Origin of the sequence: Burkholderia sp. JP2-270 (assembly GCF_003233675.1) — a bacterium.
Classification (GTDB): Bacteria; Pseudomonadota; Gammaproteobacteria; order Burkholderiales; family Burkholderiaceae; genus Burkholderia; species Burkholderia pyrrocinia_C.
In genome coordinates this window covers 2,822,233-2,839,428 of record NZ_CP029824.1, presented here as the reverse complement: position 1 = coordinate 2,839,428, position 17,196 = coordinate 2,822,233, and the positions used below count along the sequence as shown (strand labels likewise).

The 17,196-nt window shown below is 65.0% G+C and carries 21 protein-coding genes and 2 tRNA genes; 14 read left to right on the top strand and 9 right to left on the bottom strand.

Annotation, left to right across the window (positions count from 1 at the left end):
* Positions 1 to 92 precede the first annotated feature (92 nt).
* The 6 genes from DM992_RS13410 to DM992_RS13385 form a co-directional block, all read right to left on the bottom strand.
* Entirely contained in the window at positions 93 to 887 is a 795-nt protein-coding gene (locus tag DM992_RS13410) for a cystine ABC transporter substrate-binding protein (RefSeq protein WP_111017171.1), read from the bottom strand.
* A 101-nt stretch (positions 888 to 988) separates the two neighbouring features.
* Entirely contained in the window at positions 989 to 2,026 is a 1,038-nt protein-coding gene (locus DM992_RS13405) for a quinone-dependent dihydroorotate dehydrogenase (protein WP_111017170.1), read from the bottom strand.
* Between the two features lie 97 nt (positions 2,027 to 2,123).
* On the bottom strand, positions 2,124 to 2,954 hold the full coding sequence (locus tag DM992_RS13400; protein WP_111017169.1) for an arginyltransferase: 831 nt from the start codon (positions 2,952 to 2,954) through the stop codon (positions 2,124 to 2,126).
* A gap of 33 nt (positions 2,955 to 2,987) precedes the next feature.
* On the bottom strand, positions 2,988 to 3,752 hold the full coding sequence (gene aat / locus DM992_RS13395; protein WP_034184077.1) for a leucyl/phenylalanyl-tRNA--protein transferase: 765 nt from the start codon (positions 3,750 to 3,752) through the stop codon (positions 2,988 to 2,990).
* 10 nt (positions 3,753 to 3,762) lie between these two features.
* Positions 3,763 to 4,308, bottom strand: coding sequence for an NUDIX hydrolase (locus tag DM992_RS13390; RefSeq protein WP_111017168.1), 546 nt, complete (start codon positions 4,306 to 4,308; stop codon positions 3,763 to 3,765).
* A 181-nt stretch (positions 4,309 to 4,489) separates the two neighbouring features.
* Positions 4,490 to 4,566 (bottom strand) — tRNA-Met (locus tag DM992_RS13385).
* Positions 4,567 to 4,763: 197 nt separating this feature from the next.
* Here DM992_RS13385 and DM992_RS13380 point away from each other — a divergent pair.
* From DM992_RS13380 to DM992_RS13370, 3 genes are read left to right on the top strand one after another with little or no spacing between them, the layout of a single operon-like run.
* Positions 4,764 to 5,261, top strand: a complete 498-nt coding sequence (locus DM992_RS13380) for a heme-degrading domain-containing protein (protein ID WP_011351856.1) — start codon at positions 4,764 to 4,766, stop codon at positions 5,259 to 5,261.
* A 3-nt stretch (positions 5,262 to 5,264) separates the two neighbouring features.
* Positions 5,265 to 5,603, top strand: coding sequence for a multidrug efflux SMR transporter (locus tag DM992_RS13375; protein WP_111017167.1), 339 nt, complete (start codon positions 5,265 to 5,267; stop codon positions 5,601 to 5,603).
* 31 nt (positions 5,604 to 5,634) lie between these two features.
* Entirely contained in the window at positions 5,635 to 6,789 is a 1,155-nt protein-coding gene (locus DM992_RS13370) for an enoyl-CoA hydratase/isomerase family protein (protein ID WP_111017166.1), read from the top strand.
* 107 nt (positions 6,790 to 6,896) lie between these two features.
* Here the strand turns inward: DM992_RS13370 and DM992_RS13365 are convergent, their stop codons facing one another.
* Complete coding sequence (locus tag DM992_RS13365; protein ID WP_111017165.1) at positions 6,897 to 7,325, bottom strand: hypothetical protein; 429 nt, start codon at positions 7,323 to 7,325, stop codon at positions 6,897 to 6,899.
* A 340-nt stretch (positions 7,326 to 7,665) separates the two neighbouring features.
* On the opposite strand from DM992_RS13365, the gene ssuD reads away from it, so the two are divergent.
* From ssuD to DM992_RS13320, 9 genes are all read left to right on the top strand, one after another.
* On the top strand, positions 7,666 to 8,823 hold the full coding sequence (gene ssuD, locus DM992_RS13360) for an FMNH2-dependent alkanesulfonate monooxygenase (protein WP_111017920.1): 1,158 nt from the start codon (positions 7,666 to 7,668) through the stop codon (positions 8,821 to 8,823).
* A 17-nt stretch (positions 8,824 to 8,840) separates the two neighbouring features.
* Positions 8,841 to 9,653: an aliphatic sulfonate ABC transporter permease SsuC gene (ssuC, locus tag DM992_RS13355; protein ID WP_111017164.1), complete on the top strand. Its 813-nt coding sequence runs from the start codon at positions 8,841 to 8,843 to the stop codon at positions 9,651 to 9,653.
* Positions 9,650 to 10,609 carry an ATP-binding cassette domain-containing protein gene (locus DM992_RS13350; protein WP_111017163.1) on the top strand — a complete coding sequence of 320 codons (960 nt, stop codon included), beginning with the start codon at positions 9,650 to 9,652 and terminating at the stop codon, positions 10,607 to 10,609. Before ssuC ends, DM992_RS13350 begins: the two co-directional genes overlap by 4 nt.
* A gap of 56 nt (positions 10,610 to 10,665) precedes the next feature.
* Positions 10,666 to 10,881, top strand: coding sequence for a molybdopterin-binding protein (locus DM992_RS13345; protein WP_006400187.1), 216 nt, complete (start codon positions 10,666 to 10,668; stop codon positions 10,879 to 10,881).
* Between the two features lie 143 nt (positions 10,882 to 11,024).
* A complete protein-coding gene (locus DM992_RS13340) occupies positions 11,025 to 11,222 on the top strand; it encodes a hypothetical protein (protein WP_011351863.1) in 198 nt (65 codons plus the stop codon).
* 55 nt (positions 11,223 to 11,277) lie between these two features.
* Positions 11,278 to 11,526: a hypothetical protein gene (locus DM992_RS13335; protein WP_111017162.1), complete on the top strand. Its 249-nt coding sequence runs from the start codon at positions 11,278 to 11,280 to the stop codon at positions 11,524 to 11,526.
* Between the two features lie 130 nt (positions 11,527 to 11,656).
* Positions 11,657 to 12,643, top strand: coding sequence for a tRNA dihydrouridine(20/20a) synthase DusA (dusA, locus tag DM992_RS13330; protein WP_239511335.1), 987 nt, complete (start codon positions 11,657 to 11,659; stop codon positions 12,641 to 12,643).
* 56 nt (positions 12,644 to 12,699) lie between these two features.
* Positions 12,700 to 12,775 (top strand) — tRNA-His (locus tag DM992_RS13325).
* Positions 12,776 to 13,417: 642 nt separating this feature from the next.
* Complete coding sequence (locus DM992_RS13320; RefSeq protein WP_111017160.1) at positions 13,418 to 13,933, top strand: GNAT family N-acetyltransferase; 516 nt, start codon at positions 13,418 to 13,420, stop codon at positions 13,931 to 13,933.
* Positions 13,934 to 14,028: 95 nt separating this feature from the next.
* Here DM992_RS13320 and DM992_RS13315 read toward each other — a convergent pair whose 3' ends face one another.
* Positions 14,029 to 14,493, bottom strand: coding sequence for a hypothetical protein (locus DM992_RS13315; protein WP_111017159.1), 465 nt, complete (start codon positions 14,491 to 14,493; stop codon positions 14,029 to 14,031).
* A gap of 314 nt (positions 14,494 to 14,807) precedes the next feature.
* On the opposite strand from DM992_RS13315, the gene DM992_RS13310 reads away from it, so the two are divergent.
* On the top strand, positions 14,808 to 15,203 hold the full coding sequence (locus tag DM992_RS13310; protein WP_111017158.1) for a hypothetical protein: 396 nt from the start codon (positions 14,808 to 14,810) through the stop codon (positions 15,201 to 15,203).
* A 722-nt stretch (positions 15,204 to 15,925) separates the two neighbouring features.
* Here DM992_RS13310 and DM992_RS13305 read toward each other — a convergent pair.
* The gene (locus tag DM992_RS13305; protein WP_111017157.1) at positions 15,926 to 16,669 is read right to left on the bottom strand and encodes a DUF695 domain-containing protein; all 744 of its coding nucleotides are present in this window, start codon (positions 16,667 to 16,669) and stop codon (positions 15,926 to 15,928) included.
* Between the two features lie 197 nt (positions 16,670 to 16,866).
* Between DM992_RS13305 and DM992_RS13300 the strand changes: the two genes are divergently transcribed.
* Positions 16,867 to 17,175: a phosphatidylserine/phosphatidylglycerophosphate/cardiolipin synthase gene (locus tag DM992_RS13300; RefSeq protein ID WP_111017156.1), complete on the top strand. Its 309-nt coding sequence runs from the start codon at positions 16,867 to 16,869 to the stop codon at positions 17,173 to 17,175.
* Positions 17,176 to 17,196 lie beyond the last annotated feature (21 nt).

The window sequence follows — 17,196 nt, the reverse complement described above, 5'->3', positions numbered from 1 at the left end:
GCAATCATAAACCGGACGAATAAAGCAAAGGGCGGCATCGTTGCGGATGCCGCCCTGTCCGGCCCGCCGTCAGGCGGGAAATGCAGGCGTGCTTACTTGATCGGCTTCGTCACGTCGATGCCGAACCACTTGTCCGAGATCTTCGTGAACGTGCCGTCGGCCGCGAGCTGGGCCATCGCGTCGTCGATCGCCTTCTGGAATTTCGGGTTGCCCTTCTTGAACGGGATGCCCGACGGGTTCGCTGAACCGACGTTCGCGCCCGGGCGCAGCGGCAGTTGCGAATTCTTCGTCAGGTACGCGAGCATCAGGCGGTCGTTGAGCGCTGCGTCGAGGCGGCCGGCCGCGAGATCGCGCAGGTACTCGGGAGCGCCCGGGTACGTCTTCACGTCGATACCGGGCACCGACTTCGCCATGTCCATGTAGTTCGTACCCAGCGCGACGCCGAGCTTCTTGCCCTTCAGGTCTTCCAGCGACTTGAAGTCACGCGAGTCGTCCTTGCGCTGGATCAGTTGTGCGGACGAATACGTGTACGCAGGCGAGAAGTCGAGCGTCTCCTTGCGCTTGTCGGTGATGCCGACCTGGTTGGCGATCACGTCGAACTTGCCGGCCTGCAGGCCCGCGATGATGCCGCTCCATTCGGTCGTCACGAACTCGGCCTTCACGCCGAGCTTCGCGGCGACGGCCTTCGCGACGTCGACGTCGAAGCCGACGAGCTCACCTTGCGGGTTCTTCGAGTTGAACGGCGGGAACGTGCCCTCGAGGCCGATCCGCAGCGTGCCGCGTTGTTTCACCTGGTCGAGGAGGTCGGCCGCATGTGCGGTGGCGGTGGCGAACGACGAACCGATCAGGCCCGCAACCAGCAGCTTCTTCAGCAGCGAAAATTTCATCGTCTGAGCTTCCTTGCCCCGGCTGGGGCTCTGTTCCGATAGTGCGACCGATGATAGCAAAAATGCAATCGATCGATAAATGCCGTTTGTTTATGGCTATATTACGCGGTGCGCTCGCGGGCGATCGCCTTCACGCATTCCGAGACGAGCGCGGGGCCGCGGTAGATGAAGCCCGTATAAAGCTGGACCAGCGACGCGCCGGCCGCGAGCTTCGCCCGGGCGTCCTCGCCCGAGAAGATGCCGCCGACGCCGATGATCGGCACTTCGCTGCCGACTTCGGCGTGCAGCTTGCGGATTACTTCGTTCGACGCGTCGAACACCGGGCGGCCCGACAGGCCGCCGGCTTCGTCCGCATGCGGCAGGCCCTGGACGGCCGCGCGCGACAGCGTCGTGTTGGTGGCGATCACCGCTTCGATCTTGTGGCGCAGCAGCGTGTCGGCGATTTCCTTGACCTGTTCGTCGTCGAGATCGGGCGCGATTTTCAGCGCGAGCGGCACGAGCTTGCCGTGCAGGTCGGCGAGACGCTGCTGCTTGTCTTTCAGCGCGGCGAGCAGCGCGTCGAGCTCGCCCGCGCCCTGCAGCTGGCGCAGGTTCTTCGTGTTCGGCGACGAGATGTTGATCGTCACGTAGCTCGCGAACGGGTACACGCGCTCAAGGCAGTACAGGTAGTCCTCGGCCGCGCGTTCGATCGGCGTATCGGCATTCTTGCCGATGTTCAGGCCGAGGATGCCGCGATAGCGGGCGGCCTGGACGTTCTTCACGAACTGGTCGACGCCGTGGTTGTTGAAGCCCATCCGGTTGATCAGCGCTTCGGCCTGCGGCAGGCGGAACATCCGCGGGCGCGGGTTGCCCGGCTGGGGGCGCGGCGTGACCGTGCCGACCTCGATGAAGCCGAAGCCGAGCGCCGCGAGGCCGTCGATGGCCGCGCCGTCCTTGTCGAGGCCGGCCGCGAGGCCGACCGGGTTGCGGAACGTGAGCCCCATCACGGTGCGCGGCGCGTCGGGCACACGGGCCGACAGCGCGCAGGCGAGGCCCGTGCGGCCGGCCGCGCCGAGCGCGCGCAGCGTGAGGTGGTGAGCGTCTTCCGCATCCATCTTGAACAGGGATGCGCGGGCCAGCGGATAAAGGGAACTGAACACGGGAATTGGGCGGGCAGCCGGAATGAATGACAACCCGCTATTTTACCGGGAGTTGCGCGGCAGGGGCGTGCTTCGCTTCGCAGCCCCGCGGCGCGCGTCAGCCCGAGCCGGAATGCCCGCCCGGTAGCGGCGCGCGGGCCAGTGCCGAATCGACGGGCGGCAGGTCGACCCGTTCCGGATCGAGTATCTTCCAGCGGCCGTCGATCAGCCCTTCGAGCGGGTGGAAGTTCGCCTTGTAGGCCATCTTCGGGCTCTCGCGGATCCAGTAGCCGAGGTACACGTACGGCAGCCCGAGGCTCTTCGCCTGCTCGATCTGCCACAGGATGTTGTAGGTGCCGTAGCTCGTGTGCCGGTCGTCGGGCTCGAAGAACGTGTAGACGGACGACAGCCCGTCGCCGAGGATGTCGATCATGCTGACCATGCGCAGCTTGCCGGGCTCGCCGCCCGGCGCGTCGAGGTCGCGAAATTCGACGAGGCGCGAGTTGATCCGGCTCTGCAGCAGGAACTGCTCGTACTGATCGCGGCTGTCGCGATCCATTCCGCCGCCGGCGTGGCGCGCGGACTGGTAGCGCATGTAGAGCGCGTAGTGTTCTTCGTCGTAGTGCAGCGGCGAGACCGTCGCGACGAGCGCGCGGTGCCGTTTCCACATCCTGCGCTGCGTGCGCGACGGCACGAACGCGTCGATGGGCACGCGCACCGGCACGCAGGCGCGGCAGCCGTCGCAGTACGGGCGATAGGTGAAGACGCCCGAGCGGCGGAAGCCGGCCTTCACGAGTTCGGTGTAGATGTCCGAGTTGATCAGGTGGCTCGGCGTCGCGACTTGCGAGCGCGCGATACGGCCGTCCAGATAGCTGCACGGATAGGGCGCCGTTGCATAGAATTGCAGCGCCGAAAGCGGTGAAAGCGGCAGCTCAGTCGGGTGAGTCATGGGCAGCTCTCGATGCAGGGAAGGAGTGCCGCGCTAGCGCTCGATCCCGGAGGGCGCCGCCGTTTCGGCGGGGCCCGTCAGCGCGGCGAGCACGCGCTTGTCGAACTGCCACGGAATCGGCGGTTCGGCTACCGCGCGGCGCACGTGAGCGACAAAGGCCTTGCGTGCGATCTCGCGGCCGCCGAGCGACGCTAGATGCGACGTATTCTGCTGGCAGTCTATCATCTCCAGCCCCTGGTCGCGAAGGTGGGCGACGAGCGCGGCCAGCGCGATTTTCGATGCGTCGGTGGCATCCGCATACATCGATTCGCCGAAAAACATCCGCCCGAACGACACGCCGTACAGGCCGCCGACGCGGCGCCCGTCGTGCCACGTCTCGATGCTGTGCGCGTTGCCGGAGCGGTAGAGCGACGTATAGGCGTCGATGATCTCCGCCGTGATCCACGTGCCGCGCTGCCCGCGGCGCGGCGCCTGCGCGCAGGCGCGCATCACGCCCGGAAAGTCGTGATCGACGCGCACTTCCCATGCGGGCTCGCGCAGCACGCGCTTCAGCGTCTTGCGCAGCGACGGCGACACCTTGAATTCGGCCGGCACGAGGATCATGCGCGGGTCGGGGCTCCACCACAGCACCGGCTGGCCGTCCGAGTACCACGGGAAGATGCCGCGCAGGTACGCGTCGATGAGGCGCGACGGCAGCAGGTCGGCGCTCGCGGCGAGCAGCCCGGGCGCGCCGGTCGCGGGACCGAGCGCACGTTCGATGGGCGGAAACGGATCGTCCGGGCCGAGCCAGGGGACCATGGGGGCGGGCTCAGCCGTTGCGCAGCGAGCGGAAGATATCGCCGGTGTGCACGCCATAGTCGCCGGCGGCGCGATCGGAGAAGAAGAATCGCAGGGTCTGGCTGACGGTCGGGAACGCGATTTCGTCCCACGGGATGTCGGCTTCGTCGAACAGCCTCACTTCGAGGCTTTCCTCGCCGGCTTCGAAACCCGGATCGGTGAGCCGCGCGAGGTAGAACAGGTGGACCTGGTGCACGTGCGGCACGTTGAGCAGCGTGAACAGGTTCTGTACCTCGACGCGCGCGCCGGCTTCCTCGAGCGTTTCGCGCGCGGCGGCTTCGGCCGTCGTCTCGCCCATTTCCATGAAGCCCGCGGGCAGCGTCCAGAATCCGTAGCGCGGTTCGATCGCGCGGCGGCACAGCAGGATCTGATCGCCCCAGACCGGGACCGTGCCGACGACGTTGCGCGGATTCTGGTAATGGATCGTGCCGCAGTGATCGCAGACGAAGCGCTCGCGGTTGTCGCCCGGAGGAATGCGCGCGATGACTTCGTGACCGCAGACGGAGCAGAATTTCATGTCGAGTGGAAGGGACGAGGTGATGCGAGTGTATCACCGGGGCGCGGCATTCTCGAACGCCTGCACATGCGGGCGGCGTGCCACGCGAAGCGGCGTGCGTGCGCGAAGAGGGCGAGAGGATCGGGTGCGGAAAAACAAAAAGCCCGGCGCTGGGCCGGGCTTTTTGCATGAATCTGGACGTTGGTTGCGGGGGTAGGATTTGAACCTACGACCTTCGGGTTATGAGCCCGACGAGCTGCCAGACTGCTCCACCCCGCGTCCGTCGAAGAAATGAATTATAAGGAGTTACCCGAGCGCGCGCAAGCACTTTCTGACAATCGCGTGTCGCGTCTTGCGGGGACGGGACGGTGGGCGCGTGCGCTAGAATCGAGCGGTTTGTTTCGTCTCTTCGGCAGCGGCGCCGTGCGCGATCGCATCGGCACCGCTGCGGCTCACCTTATTGCATCGACGGATTCATGGACATCGCTCACGATCTTCAATCGATCGGCGCGCAGGAACAGGCGCTCGTGTTTCCCCATTTCGACCCGGCCCGCGCGTGGGCGCTCGGCAACCGGATGCATGCGCTCGCGACGTCGCGCGGCCATGCCATCGCGATCGACATCGTCACGTTCGGCCAGCCGCTGTTCTACGCGGCGCTTGCCGGTGCGACCCCCGACAACGCCGACTGGGTGCGCCGCAAGCGCAACGTCGTCGCGCATTTCCGCCGCAGCTCGTATGCGATCGGCCTGCGCATGCAGCAGGCCGGCGCCACGCTGGCGGACAAGCACGGGTTGCCGATCGCCGAATATTCGCCGCACGGCGGTTCGTTTCCACTGACCGTCGCGGGTGCCGGCGTGATCGGCTCGATCACCGCGTCGGGGCTGCCGCAGCGCGCGGACCACGAATTCGTCGTCGAGGCGCTGTGCGCCGAGCTCGGCCACGATTACGCCGTGCTGGCCCTCGCAAGGAGTTGAGCGATGCAGCTTCCCGGATACGCATGGCTCGCGATCGCGATCGTCGCGGAAGTGGTCGGCACGTCCGCGCTGCGCGCGGCGGACGGCTTCACGCGCCTCTGGCCGTCGGCGCTCGTCGTCGCCGGTTACGGCATCGCGTTCTACTGTCTGTCGCTGACGCTGCGCACGATGCCCGTCGGCATCATCTATGCAGTCTGGTCGGGCGCCGGCATCGTGCTGATCACGCTCGTCGCGATGCTGCTCTATCGTCAGGTGCCGGACGTGCCGGCGGTGATCGGCCTCGGGCTGATCATCGCGGGCGTCGTGGTGCTGAACCTGTTCTCGAAGATGCAGGCGCACTGAACGTGCGACTGCCATTTGCCGGATAGCCCTCATGACCGATTCCACTTCCGCTGTCGTTTCCGCCGAATCCGCCCAGCCTGACGTGCGCGCCTATGTCGCGAACCGCATCGGTTTTCTCGAACTGAACCGGCCGAAGGCATTGAACGCGCTGTCGGTCGGCATGATCCGGCTGATGCAGCAGGCGCTCGACGCGTGGCGCGACGATCCGGACGTGGTTGCCGTCGTCGTGCACAGTCCGCATCCACGCGCCTTCTGCGCGGGCGGCGACGTGCGCTTTTTCCACGATGCATGGCAGCGCGGCGACCGCGATGCGATCGACGCGTTCTTCATCGACGAATACACGCTGAATCATACGATTTTCACCTATCCGAAGCCTTATATCGCGCTGATGCACGGCGTCGTGATGGGCGGCGGCATGGGTATTTCGCAGGCGGCGCGGCATACGGGCGGCCTGCGCGTCGTGACCGACTCGACGAAGATGGCGATGCCCGAAACGCGTATCGGCCTGTTCCCGGACGTCGGGATGAGCTGGTTTCTCGCGCGCACGCCCGGCGCGATCGGTCGTTATCTCGCCGTGACGGGCGCGACGCTCGACGCGGCCGGTGCGCTGTACGCGCAGCTCGCCGACGTCTATCTGTCCGATGCCGCGCTGCCGGCGCTGCTCGACACGCTGCGCAGCGCGCGCATCGACAGCGGTGCGCAGGCCGTCGCCTGCGTGGCCGACGCGGCTGCCGCGCACAAGGTCGTGCCGACGCCGGACACGTCGGCGCTGGCCGATGCGCGCGCCGGGATCGACCGCCATTTCGCGCAGCCCGACATCAACGCGATCCTCGCGTCGCTCGATGCCGAGCCGGATTGCGCGGCCGTCGACGGGTGGGTCGAGAAGGCGACCCACGCGATGCGCGGCCAGCTGTCGCCGCTGTCGATGGCCGTGTCGCTCGAAGTCGTCGAACGCGCACGCGGCGCGACGATGGCCGATTGCCTGCGGCGCGATCTCGATCTCACGCGCTCGACGTTCGCGCGCGGCGACGTGATCGAAGGCGTGCGCGCACTGATCGTCGACAAGGATCACCAGCCGGCCTGGCGCTTCAAGTCGGCCGCCGACATCGATGGGGCAGAGGTGCTCGCGATGTTCGACAGCCCGTGGACATCCGACACGCATCCGCTGCGGAATTTGAACGACTGACCCGGCCGCGCGACATAAACGAAAAGGCCGCCTGCATGTGCAGGCGGCCTTTTCGTTTATGGACGTCGATCGGTCTGCGGTCGAGGGGCGCAGAGCCCGTTCCGGAGTTACTCGTTGCCCGCGTCGTCCGACATGAACGCGCGCATGAATACGAGTGCGCCGAAGCCCCACACCGCGTTCGCCGCGAAGCCGGCCGCGAGCACGGGCATCATGTTGCCCGACGGCCAGATGCCGCGCAGCGGATCGATCGCGAACACGCGTGCAGCGGTCAGCACGATGCCGCCGAACATGAGTGCGCCGATCCACGACGCCTCGCGTTCCGGCGACACGCGCAACAGCCATGCCATCGGGATCGCGCAGCACGCGCTGATCAGCGCGTTCGCGACAAATTCAGGAATGCCGAGCGGCGCGAACGGCTGCGTGGAGAAGCCGGCCGCGGCGATCAGGTCCGCTGTGTGAAGGAGGGCGAGCGTGGCCTCGCGGAAGAACAGGGCGGCAAGGAAGCCGGACAGGAACGGCAGGATGACTTTCTGCATCGATGAGTGCACCGCAGGCGCGCCCGGCCGGGGCCGTTCGCGCGGAGTTATTCGGATAGTTGCGTCATTATAGGGCCGGGCAGCCGCGATATTCGCTCCAGCGTCGTGCTAATCACGAAAGCGGAAAACCTAAGCTCAAAAAAATCGTTCCAAAGCCCTGCGCCGGTCCCTAGACTGATTTCCCAGAAACAGCCGTGCAATCGCGTATTTGCCCACTGCACGGCCTGACCGGCGAACCATCCCGATTCGAACGCACACCATGCATGCGTCGCTCGTCCGCGACGCGAGCAGGGGGACGTTTTTTCAAATTTCGGCAAGAACAGTCAAGCAGGAGCAGCAGATGAATGTGTTCTGGTTTATCCCCACGCATGGCGACAGCCGCTACCTCGGCACGGCCGAAGGCGCGCGCGCCGCGGATTACGATTATTTCAAGCAGGTCGCCGTCGCGGCGGACACGCTTGGGTACGAAGGCGTGCTGCTGCCGACCGGTCGTTCCTGCGAGGATGCGTGGGTCGTTGCGTCGAGCCTCATTCCGGCCACGCAGCGCCTGAAGTTCCTGGTTGCAATCCGTCCCGGCATCGCGTCGCCGGGGCTGTCGGCGCGCATGGCCGCGACGTTCGACCGCCTGTCGGGCGGCCGCCTGCTGATCAACGTCGTGACCGGCGGCGATGCGGCCGAACTCGAAGGCGACGGCCTGTTCGCCGATCACGATACGCGTTACGAGATCACCGACGACTTCCTGAATATCTGGCGCGGGCTGCTTGCAGCGTCGCACGACAACGGCGGTTTCGACTACATCGGCAAGCACCTGCAGGCGAAGGGCGGCAAGGCGCTTTATCCGCCCGTGCAGCGTCCGCATCCGCCGCTGTGGTTCGGCGGCTCGTCGCCGGCCGCGCACGCGATTGCCGCCGATCATATCGATACCTATCTGACCTGGGGCGAGCCGCCCGAGGCGGTCGCGAAGAAGATCGCCGACATCCGTGCCCGCGCGGAGGCGCGCGGCCGCAAGATCAAGTTCGGCATTCGCCTGCACGTGATCGTGCGCGAGACCGAGGACGAAGCATGGCGTGATGCCGAGCGCCTGATCAGCCGCCTCGACGACGATACGATCGCGCGTGCGCAGAAGGCATTCGCGAACATGGATTCCGAAGGGCAGCGCCGGATGGCCGCATTGCACGGCGGCAAGCGCGGCGGCCGCGAGGCGCTCGAGGTGTATCCGAACCTGTGGGCCGGCGTCGGTCTCGTGCGCGGCGGCGCGGGCACCGCGCTCGTCGGCAATCCCGAGCAGGTCGTCGAGCGCATGCGCGAATACGCGGATCTCGGCATCGAGACGTTCATCCTGTCCGGCTACCCGCATCTCGAGGAGTCGTATCGCTTTGCCGAACTCGTGTTCCCGCTGATCAAGGGCAAGGGCGCGGAGCGGCCGGCCGGCCCGCTGTCGGGGCCGTTCGGCGAGATCGTCGGCAACAACTATCTGCCGAAGGCAAGCCAGAGCTGAGCGAAGGGAGGCCTGCGATGACAACGAAAACGTCGACGGCTGGTGCCGCTGTGGCCGCCCGCGCATGGCGCGGCGTCGCGCCGTGGCTCGTGCCCCTCGCGCTGCTGGTTGTGTGGGAAGTCGGTGCGCGCACCGGCTGGCTGTCGACCCGCGTGCTGCCCGAGCCGGTTGCGGTCGTGCGGGCGGCGTGGTCGCTCGTGACGTCGGGTGAAATGTGGGCGAACGTGAAGGTGAGCACGTGGCGCGCGCTGTTCGGTTTTGCGATCGGCGGCGGCGTCGGCCTCGCGCTGGGGCTTGCAACCGGCCTGTCGAAGGCTGCCGAGGTCGCGCTCGATTCGACGATCCAGATGATCCGCAACATCCCGGCGCTCGCGATGATTCCGCTCGTGATCCTGTGGTTCGGCATCGACGAGAAGGCGAAGCTGTTCCTCGTCGCGCTGGGCGTGTTCTTCCCGATCTACATCAATACGTATCACGGGATCCGCTCGGTCGACCCGAACCTGATCGAGATGGCGAAGAGTTACGGCGTACGCGGCTTCGCGCTGTACCGCGACGTGATCCTGCCCGGTGCGTTGCCTTCGATCCTCGTCGGCGTGCGCTTCGCGCTCGGGTTGATGTGGGTGATGCTGATCGTCGCGGAAACCATCTCCGCGCAGTCGGGCATCGGCTACATGACGATGAACGCGCGTGAATTCCTGCAAACCGATGTGGTGGTGGTCGGCATCCTGCTGTACGCGGTGCTCGGCAAGCTGGCCGATGTGCTGGCGAAATGGCTCGAGCGCGTGACGCTGCGCTGGCACCCCGCTTACCAATCAGGAGCAAAGGCATGAATGCGACGACTTCGGCGGCCGCCTACGGCCCGCTCGCCGGCGCAGACCTCGAGGCCGAGCTCGCGCAGGCACGCGTCTCGGACGGCGACGCGCGCGACGCGGCGATTCTCGATCGTGACGGCAGCGCATCCGTCGTTCCGCTCGCGCGGCGGCGTGCGGGAAGCCCGGCACCCGACGACGCGGTGACGCTGTCGGGCGTCAGCAAGCGCTTTGGCGCGCGCACCGTGCTCGACAACGTCGAACTCGGCATTGCGCGCGGCAGCTTTGTTGCGATCGTCGGCCGCAGCGGCTGCGGCAAGTCGACGCTGCTGCGTCTCGTCGCGGGACTCGAACAGCCGAGCAGCGGCGCGCTCGTGACGCGCGGCGACGGCGGCGGTGCGCTCGATACGCGGATCATGTACCAGGATGCGCGCCTGTTGCCGTGGAAGACCGTGCTGCAGAACGTGATGCTCGGCCTCGGGCGCGGCGCGCGCGACGACGCGCGTGCGGTGCTCGATGAAGTCGGCCTGCTGGAGCGGGCGAACGACTGGCCCGCGCAACTGTCGGGCGGCCAGCGGCAGCGTGTGGCACTGGCGCGCGCACTCGTGCACCGGCCGCAACTGCTGCTGCTCGACGAGCCGCTCGGTGCACTCGACGCGCTGACCCGCATCGAGATGCATGCGCTGATCGAGCGCTTGTGGCGCGAGCATCGGTTCACCGCGCTGCTCGTCACGCACGACGTGCAGGAGGCTGTCGCGCTCGGCGAGCGCATCCTGCTCATCGAGCAGGGGCGTGTGGCGCTCGACCAGCCCGTACTGCTCGACCGGCCGCGCGCTCGCGCATCGGCGGCGTTTGCGGCGCTGGAAGACCGCGTGCTGAAGCGCGTGCTCGCCGGCGGGCCTGGCGCGGCCGAACAGGGCGCGGTGCATGAAGCAGACAACGTTCGACCGGTCGGGCAGATCCGCTGGGCCGTTTAAATCCGGGCGGCTCCGGCCGCCCGTCCTGAGACTTTTTCTTCGGAGCGATCAACCCGATGAGCATCACTGCAATCAACGTGCGTAACCAGTTCAAAGGCAAGGTGAAGGAGATCATTCGCGGGCCGGTGGTGTCCGAGGTCGATGTCGAGACGCCGTTCGGCATCGTCACGTCGGTGATCACGACCCGCTCGGTCGACGAACTCGAACTGAAGGTCGGCGCGGAAGTCGTCGCACTCGTGAAGTCGACCGAAGTATCGATCGCGCGTCTCTGAGCGTGTGTTTCCTGCGCCGGTACGGCGCCGGCGGGCAGCCTGCCCGTTGGCGTCGTCCGGCGTTCCCGCAGCGCGTTTGCCTCGGTATTCGGCGTCCGGACGAAGTGTTAGGATGGAACGACACCGATGCCGGAGGGCAACGCATGACCCCCATCCTTTCCCCCGAAGCCATCGAGGCGCTGAAGTGGATCGACCAGTTCGGCGAAAGCCGGCCGGTTCCTGCCGCTTTCGGCGACGTCGTCTATGCGTTGCTGAACGAGGGGCTGATCTATCAGGCGGCGGCCGACCGCGTCGACCTGACGGCCGACGGCAAATCCTTTTTGTCAGACGAATACGATTGAGTGCGCGGCGCCGGCTGCACGGGCGGCCCGGCGCCGCGTCGCTACGGAGCGTGCGATGGAACCGAGAGGCAGCGACCTCGGCGATTTCAGCGAGCCGTACCGCGGCTTCGAGATCGAGGTGAAGACCGAGCAGGTCTGGGACGGCGAGCACGCGCACTACCGCGTGCTGCAGGGCGACACCGTGCGGATCGACTGGCGGCTCGTCAAGGTCGACGGGCTGCTGCTGACCGAACGGCGCGTGATCGAGCGTGTGCTCGACGAGGCGCGGCGGGCGGTCGATGCGGAACTGGGTGAGGGCGACTAGCGCGGGCGCCGGGCAGGTGCGGCCCGTGTTGCGGTAAAATGCCGGGTTGTTTCCGCGCCGCCTGGCTTGTTGCCCGAATTTCATGTCCGTACCGTCCTCGCTTCCTCCCCGCCGTGTCTCCGTCGCGCCGATGCTCGACTGGACCGATCGCCATTGCCGGTCGTTCCACCGTACGCTGACGCGCGATACGTGGCTGTATACGGAGATGATCACGACGGGCGCGCTGCTGTTCGGCGATGCCCAGCGGCATCTCGCGTTCACGCCGAACGAATCGCCGGTCGCGCTGCAACTGGGCGGTAGCGAACGCGACGATCTCGCGCGCGCCGCGAAGCTCGGCGAGCAGTGGGGCTACGACGAAATCAACCTGAATTGCGGCTGTCCGTCCGAGCGTGTGCAGCGCGGCGCGTTCGGCGCGTGCCTGATGAACGAGCCGCAGCTCGTCGCCGATTGCGTGAAGGCGATGCGCGATGCGGTGTCGGTGCCGGTTACGGTCAAGCACCGGATCGGTGTGGACGCAGTCGAGGATTACGCGTTCGTGCGCGACTTCGTCGGCACGGTCGCCGAGGCCGGCTGCGAAACGTTCGTCGTGCATGCGCGCAACGCGATCCTGAAGGGGCTGTCGCCGAAGGAGAATCGCGAGATCCCGCCGCTCAAGTACGAGTATGCGTATCAGTTGAAGCGCGATTTTCCGTCGCTGGAGATCGTCATCAACGGTGGCATCAAGACGCTGGACGAGGTCGCGCAGCATCTCGAGCATGTCGACGGCGTGATGCTCGGCCGCGAGGCGTATCACAACCCGTACGTGCTCGCGGAGGTCGATGCGCGCTTCTACGGATCGACGGGCGCGGTGCCGACGCGCGAAGAAGCGGAAGCGCAACTGATCGAATACTGCGCGGCCGAGCTGAAGCGCGGGACCTATCTCGGCGCGATCGTGCGGCATGCGCTCGGGCTGTATCGCGGCGTGCCCGGCGCACGCGGCTGGCGTCGCGTGCTGTCCGACAACAAGAAGCTCGCGCGCGGCGATCTGGCCGTGTTCGACGAGGCGCGCGCGCATCTGAACGAAGCCGAAGAATTTTTTGAAAAAAAGGCTTTGCAAGATTCAAAAGACTTCGTATAATCTTGCTTCTTCGCTGCTGAAACAAAAACAGCGAAGAGCGGAAGGCAGTATCAGTGGTGGCTGTAGCTCAGTTGGTAGAGTCCAGGATTGTGATTCCTGTCGTCGTGGGTTCGAGTCCCATCAGCCACCCCAACAAATTCAAGCAAAAAGCCCAGTTCGATGAACTGGGCTTTTTGCTTTCCAGCGTGCGTATAACCACCGTGTAGCCGGTTTTCGCAAAGCCTCTTCACGAGGGGCTGTATAGCGCGTAAAGCACCGCTTCTTTTCGTGTCGTCGGCGCGGATCGCAAAACCGTCAACGGGCCGGGACCCTATGTGCCTCATCTTTCTTTGGCGTTTCGTTGACAACACACTCACCCAATCGCGAGCGACGCGCCCTTCTCGGCTAAGGTTTGCGCGCGCCGTGCCGTTATCTTCCCAGGACAGCCCTCGTGCCTCGAATGCTGATCCGTTTTCTTGCCTGCTCGCGCTTCGCGTGAGCAGGCTTTTTTCTTTACGGCGACGGAAACCGGAAATTTGGCGGAATAGCGCAGGGATTTGGCACGAACCGACAAAGCGCAACAGTCTTGCACGCGTGTAATGTGTTGTCTTCCTCGTGCCCTCATGCCTTGCAGGGCCGTTCGATCCCGGCGACCAGTGAAGGCGTCGGGATTTTTTTTGCCTGCACGCAGATGTCCCGGCGGCGAGCCGTCACTGCATGCATGTTTCAAAGAACGGTATATTTTGCGACGAGACATTCCGATCAACAGAAACAGGCAGAAGGAGTTGCCAACCGATGCCGGAAACACGAACCACGCTTCGCGCCGCGACAGCGCACGACGCGCACCTCATCGCTCGTCTGCACACCTTGAGTTGGCAAACCGCATACAGCCATATCCTTCCGGCGGCCTATCTGTCCGACGAGGTGCCGACGGAACACGCGGTCCGGTGGCGGAAATATCTCGATCGCAATGAAAATGAGTGGGGTCTCGTGCTGATCGCCGAGTCGGACGGCGAGCCGGTCGGCTTCGTCAGTGCCGAACGCCCGGTCGATCCGACGCGCGGAGTGCTGCTCGACTGCTTGCACGTCCATCCTTCGCATCGCGGCAGCGGTACGGGCAAACGCATGATCGAAGCCGTTCGTGCGTGGGCCCGGACAATCGGTGTGGACAAGGTCCATCTGTCGGTGCTGGAAGACAACGTGCGCGCGATCGGCTTCTATGAGCACAACGGCTGGCAATTGGCGGGTATCGAAACGAGCCTGATCGGCCAGACGGAGGTCACCGATCGGATCTATGCGATACAGGCCTAGCGGCTTGCCGCGATCCGAACGAACGGCCGCACGATATACAGCCATTCCCGGCCCCTACGGAACCGCACCAGGCGAAAGCCGAACTTGCTCGTCTGCTACTCGCCGCAATATCGCACGAGCAAATCGGCCTCCGTCTCGTGCACCTCGACAGGCAGCGTCGTCGCACCTGCATAGGCAAGATAGCGTGCGCGATGCTGGCCGTTGCGGAATGACGCGACGCCGACTTTCGACAGGCCGGGGATGCCGAGCAGCATTCGCGTTCTTGTCTCGCGAAACGTGATGAGCGGCATGTCCGGAATCTTGTCCTGGTCCGGATCGAGGAATTCGCGAATACCCGCGGCTTTTCCGGGAGCCCAGTACTGAACCGCCGGCAGCACATAGTCGGTGGTGTCGCGGTCGGCGCATGTCAGCAGTTTCGTCAGGTTGATCGTCACGACCCGATGTCGCGAGTCGTCTGACGGGAATACCCGCTTGAGGTGCGTATAGGCATAGGGGGCGTGCCCGGGAAGCTGGATAATCCAGACATCGACGCCATTCAGTTGTGCGCGGGCGAGCGTCATTATTTCCTCTGGTGGCGCAAGCGGTCTTTGTGGCCGGAGTTTAGCAGCGCGATTACGGCAGCGGGTGCAGGTCGATACCCGGAATAGGAAAACGGAACGATTCGCAGTGGAACCGGAAGCGCGGAAGGCGCGATTGGCAAAGCGGATGCGGTCATGCGTCGGCGGTAGATATCGACAGATCGCGGCTATATCACGATACTGCCGGCGGAAAGGACGCGCCGCGCGAAATTCATGCATGCTTCATACAGCGTCGCAAAGCCGGACAGGCGCAGATCAGCAAAAGAACGGAAAGGGCAGATTGACCGGAGAAAACCATGTCGTCGAAACTTGAAATCGAATATCTCGATTACTGTTTTACGGCGACACTCGAAATCAGGGAGTCCGGCCGGACGGGCGTTGTCGACCGGAAACTGGAATCCGATTCGCGAAGCAAGACGCTCGCGTGGATCGTGTTCGACCGCTTTCTCGAGCGGAATGACTTCGCCGATGAAGAGGATGCGCGTGCAAATATCGTCGACTGGCTGGAGCGGCTTGCCGACCCGAGGTCCGGCGCGTCGGCCGAAATTGCGAAGGCAAACACGGTTGCCGCCGGGGCGACGTCAACAGACCCATCGACTGCCGAAATCGTCGGCGAAACGGTCATTGAAATCGTCAGCGATGTCGACTGGATCGATATGGTCGCCGACTGGTTTTCCAGCGTCTCGTCGTAATGACGAAACCGGGTTTGCCTGCCGCTGGTTATTGCGTTCGTGAAACATGGTTTCACGAAAATCGGTGCGAGAAAATGAAGCCGAAATCACGGCTCTCGAAAAAATAGAATAATCCTGCTTTGACATCGCCCGCGACTTAACGGAAACTGGGTCTCTTCTGAAAAACGTCCGCTTGAACTAAAACAAAATCGAACTTCAAACATGAAAAGAAGAACGCTGCTGACGGCTGGCGCGATCGTTGCCGCTGCCGGTCGGACAGGGCGCGCGCCGGTCGCAGGTCTTGCGCTCGGACCGCGACGCCACGCGGCATGCGTGGCCTGCCTGACGCCGCCACCTTGTCGACAGAGGGTGAGTTGCCGCACAGACCGTCGCGCGGCCCGCGATCACAATTTGGCCGGTTGACCGTTCTTCCCCGGCCCGGTCAACGGTTTCCCCGCTCGCTCGCGCAGGAGCGGGGGCTTTTTGCCCGCCCGACGCCGGAGAGCCGCGTCGGCGGAACCGGGCAGGCGTTCGGCAGGCTGCGCAATCGAACCAGGCGCACCCCGACATCCGTTCGCCTGATTCGCACGAATCGCTTTCCTCGTGCCTGAGCGAACCCTCAGGCCCATCGCCGGTTTCGGCCGGCGATGCCTTGATCCCGGCAGCGCGCAGCAACGCTGCCGGGATGTTTTTTGCGCCGAACGCGTAGCGTCACGTCGTGCGCAACAGGCATGTCGACCCGCTCAACCAACCTGTTCGACGCTGGTTTCCCATCCGTCGTATTCCCCTCCGAGCGAACGCACCTCGCGATTGATCGCGATCGTATGGCGCGTGATGTCGGCCAGCGCCATCGTGCCTTCGTGCGAAAACCGCACGGCCGACTTGCCGTCTTCCGTCGGTGCGACCGATTCGACCGGATAGCCTTTCGCTTCGGCCCAGTCTGCAAACAGGTGTGCGTCGCTCGGGTCCGGGAAGTACGCCCAGTGCATCACGCACCGGCTCACGTCGCTGACGTCGCCTTTTTGCCGCAGCGCATCCAGCACGCGCATGTCGCGCATGATCTGCCAGTCGTCGTCGGTCGGGTAAAGGGTCTGCCAGTACGCTTCCTTGTCCGGATCGTCCTGGTGTGCGTACTGCAGCGCGTAGGCTGTCTGTTCGGCCAGCGAGTCGACGAGCTCCGCCGCCGCCTCTTCGTCGAACGGCACGTAGAAAAGGAAATCCCGGTTGCCGTCGACGGTGATGCGGCCGACCTGCACACCGCCTTTCGCGGTGATCGTGGCGTCCAGCAGATCCTCGATCTTCGCGAGATCGGCGAACTCGTCGCCGGTCGGCAGCCCTTCGGGCGTCGGATGCGCGAAGGGGACGCGCACGCTGAGCAGCGACGTGCGCGGATCGCCTTCCGCGATTTCCGCAAAGCTGTGGTTGAAGCTGATGAAAGCCTGATGGTCGCCCATTCTGGCAGGGAAGGTTCCCCAGGCGTCGGTCATGTGTTTCTCCCGTGCACGATTGTCTGTTGACGGTTTCAAAGCGTCCCAATGTATCATCGAAAATCGCGTTCGCCGGAGAGGCGCGCGTGATGGCAGCCCCGCGGGTAACGTATGCGAGATCCGGGGCTGCCCGTGATCCTGCGCATTTGCGTGACGGGCCGCAAAAGCGGACCGCAAAAAATTCGAAGGAGATTCCGATGTCGATGTTTGCGGTGAATGGTGTCCGAATCGATCCGCTCAGCGCGCGCGTGACGCATGTGCGCTGGGCGGCCGTGAATCCGGCCGACCGGTCGTGGGCGGCGACGCCGAGCGAGGCGCCGGTGGCGGAAGTGGCGCGCGCACTCGCTTCCGGCAACGATGTCCGCGCGATCTTCTCGGCATCGGATGCCACCGCGATCGGGCCCAGACTGAAACGCGTGCTGTATCGCGATTCGTCGGAAGGCATCGAACTCGACATCGATGCAACGAGCGAGTCGCGCACGTTGCGGGATCTTCCGCAGATCTGACGGGGACGACGCGTGCTGGCG

What these genes read in the sequence shown, in the direction of transcription:
- DM992_RS13410 (WP_111017171.1), bottom strand. Translation starts at nt 887, where the DNA reads ATGAAATTTTCGCTGCTGAAGAAGCTGCTGGTTGCGGGCCTGATCGGT.
- DM992_RS13400 (WP_111017169.1), bottom strand. Translation starts at nt 2,954, where the DNA reads ATGACTCACCCGACTGAGCTGCCGCTTTCACCGCTTTCGGCGCTGCAA.
- aat (WP_034184077.1), bottom strand. Translation starts at nt 3,752, where the DNA reads ATGGTCCCCTGGCTCGGCCCGGACGATCCGTTTCCGCCCATCGAACGT.
- DM992_RS13390 (WP_111017168.1), bottom strand. Translation starts at nt 4,308, where the DNA reads ATGAAATTCTGCTCCGTCTGCGGTCACGAAGTCATCGCGCGCATTCCT.
- DM992_RS13380 (WP_011351856.1), top strand. Translation starts at nt 4,764, where the DNA reads ATGGACATCGCTCACGATCTTCAATCGATCGGCGCGCAGGAACAGGCG.
- DM992_RS13375 (WP_111017167.1), top strand. Translation starts at nt 5,265, where the DNA reads ATGCAGCTTCCCGGATACGCATGGCTCGCGATCGCGATCGTCGCGGAA.
- DM992_RS13370 (WP_111017166.1), top strand. Translation starts at nt 5,635, where the DNA reads ATGACCGATTCCACTTCCGCTGTCGTTTCCGCCGAATCCGCCCAGCCT.
- DM992_RS13365 (WP_111017165.1), bottom strand. Translation starts at nt 7,325, where the DNA reads ATGCAGAAAGTCATCCTGCCGTTCCTGTCCGGCTTCCTTGCCGCCCTG.
- ssuD (WP_111017920.1), top strand. Translation starts at nt 7,666, where the DNA reads ATGAATGTGTTCTGGTTTATCCCCACGCATGGCGACAGCCGCTACCTC.
- ssuC (WP_111017164.1), top strand. Translation starts at nt 8,841, where the DNA reads ATGACAACGAAAACGTCGACGGCTGGTGCCGCTGTGGCCGCCCGCGCA.
- DM992_RS13350 (WP_111017163.1), top strand. Translation starts at nt 9,650, where the DNA reads ATGAATGCGACGACTTCGGCGGCCGCCTACGGCCCGCTCGCCGGCGCA.
- DM992_RS13345 (WP_006400187.1), top strand. Translation starts at nt 10,666, where the DNA reads ATGAGCATCACTGCAATCAACGTGCGTAACCAGTTCAAAGGCAAGGTG.
- DM992_RS13340 (WP_011351863.1), top strand. Translation starts at nt 11,025, where the DNA reads ATGACCCCCATCCTTTCCCCCGAAGCCATCGAGGCGCTGAAGTGGATC.
- DM992_RS13335 (WP_111017162.1), top strand. Translation starts at nt 11,278, where the DNA reads ATGGAACCGAGAGGCAGCGACCTCGGCGATTTCAGCGAGCCGTACCGC.
- dusA (WP_239511335.1), top strand. Translation starts at nt 11,657, where the DNA reads ATGCTCGACTGGACCGATCGCCATTGCCGGTCGTTCCACCGTACGCTG.
- DM992_RS13320 (WP_111017160.1), top strand. Translation starts at nt 13,418, where the DNA reads ATGCCGGAAACACGAACCACGCTTCGCGCCGCGACAGCGCACGACGCG.
- DM992_RS13315 (WP_111017159.1), bottom strand. Translation starts at nt 14,493, where the DNA reads ATGACGCTCGCCCGCGCACAACTGAATGGCGTCGATGTCTGGATTATC.
- DM992_RS13310 (WP_111017158.1), top strand. Translation starts at nt 14,808, where the DNA reads ATGTCGTCGAAACTTGAAATCGAATATCTCGATTACTGTTTTACGGCG.
- DM992_RS13305 (WP_111017157.1), bottom strand. Translation starts at nt 16,669, where the DNA reads ATGACCGACGCCTGGGGAACCTTCCCTGCCAGAATGGGCGACCATCAG.
- DM992_RS13300 (WP_111017156.1), top strand. Translation starts at nt 16,867, where the DNA reads ATGTCGATGTTTGCGGTGAATGGTGTCCGAATCGATCCGCTCAGCGCG.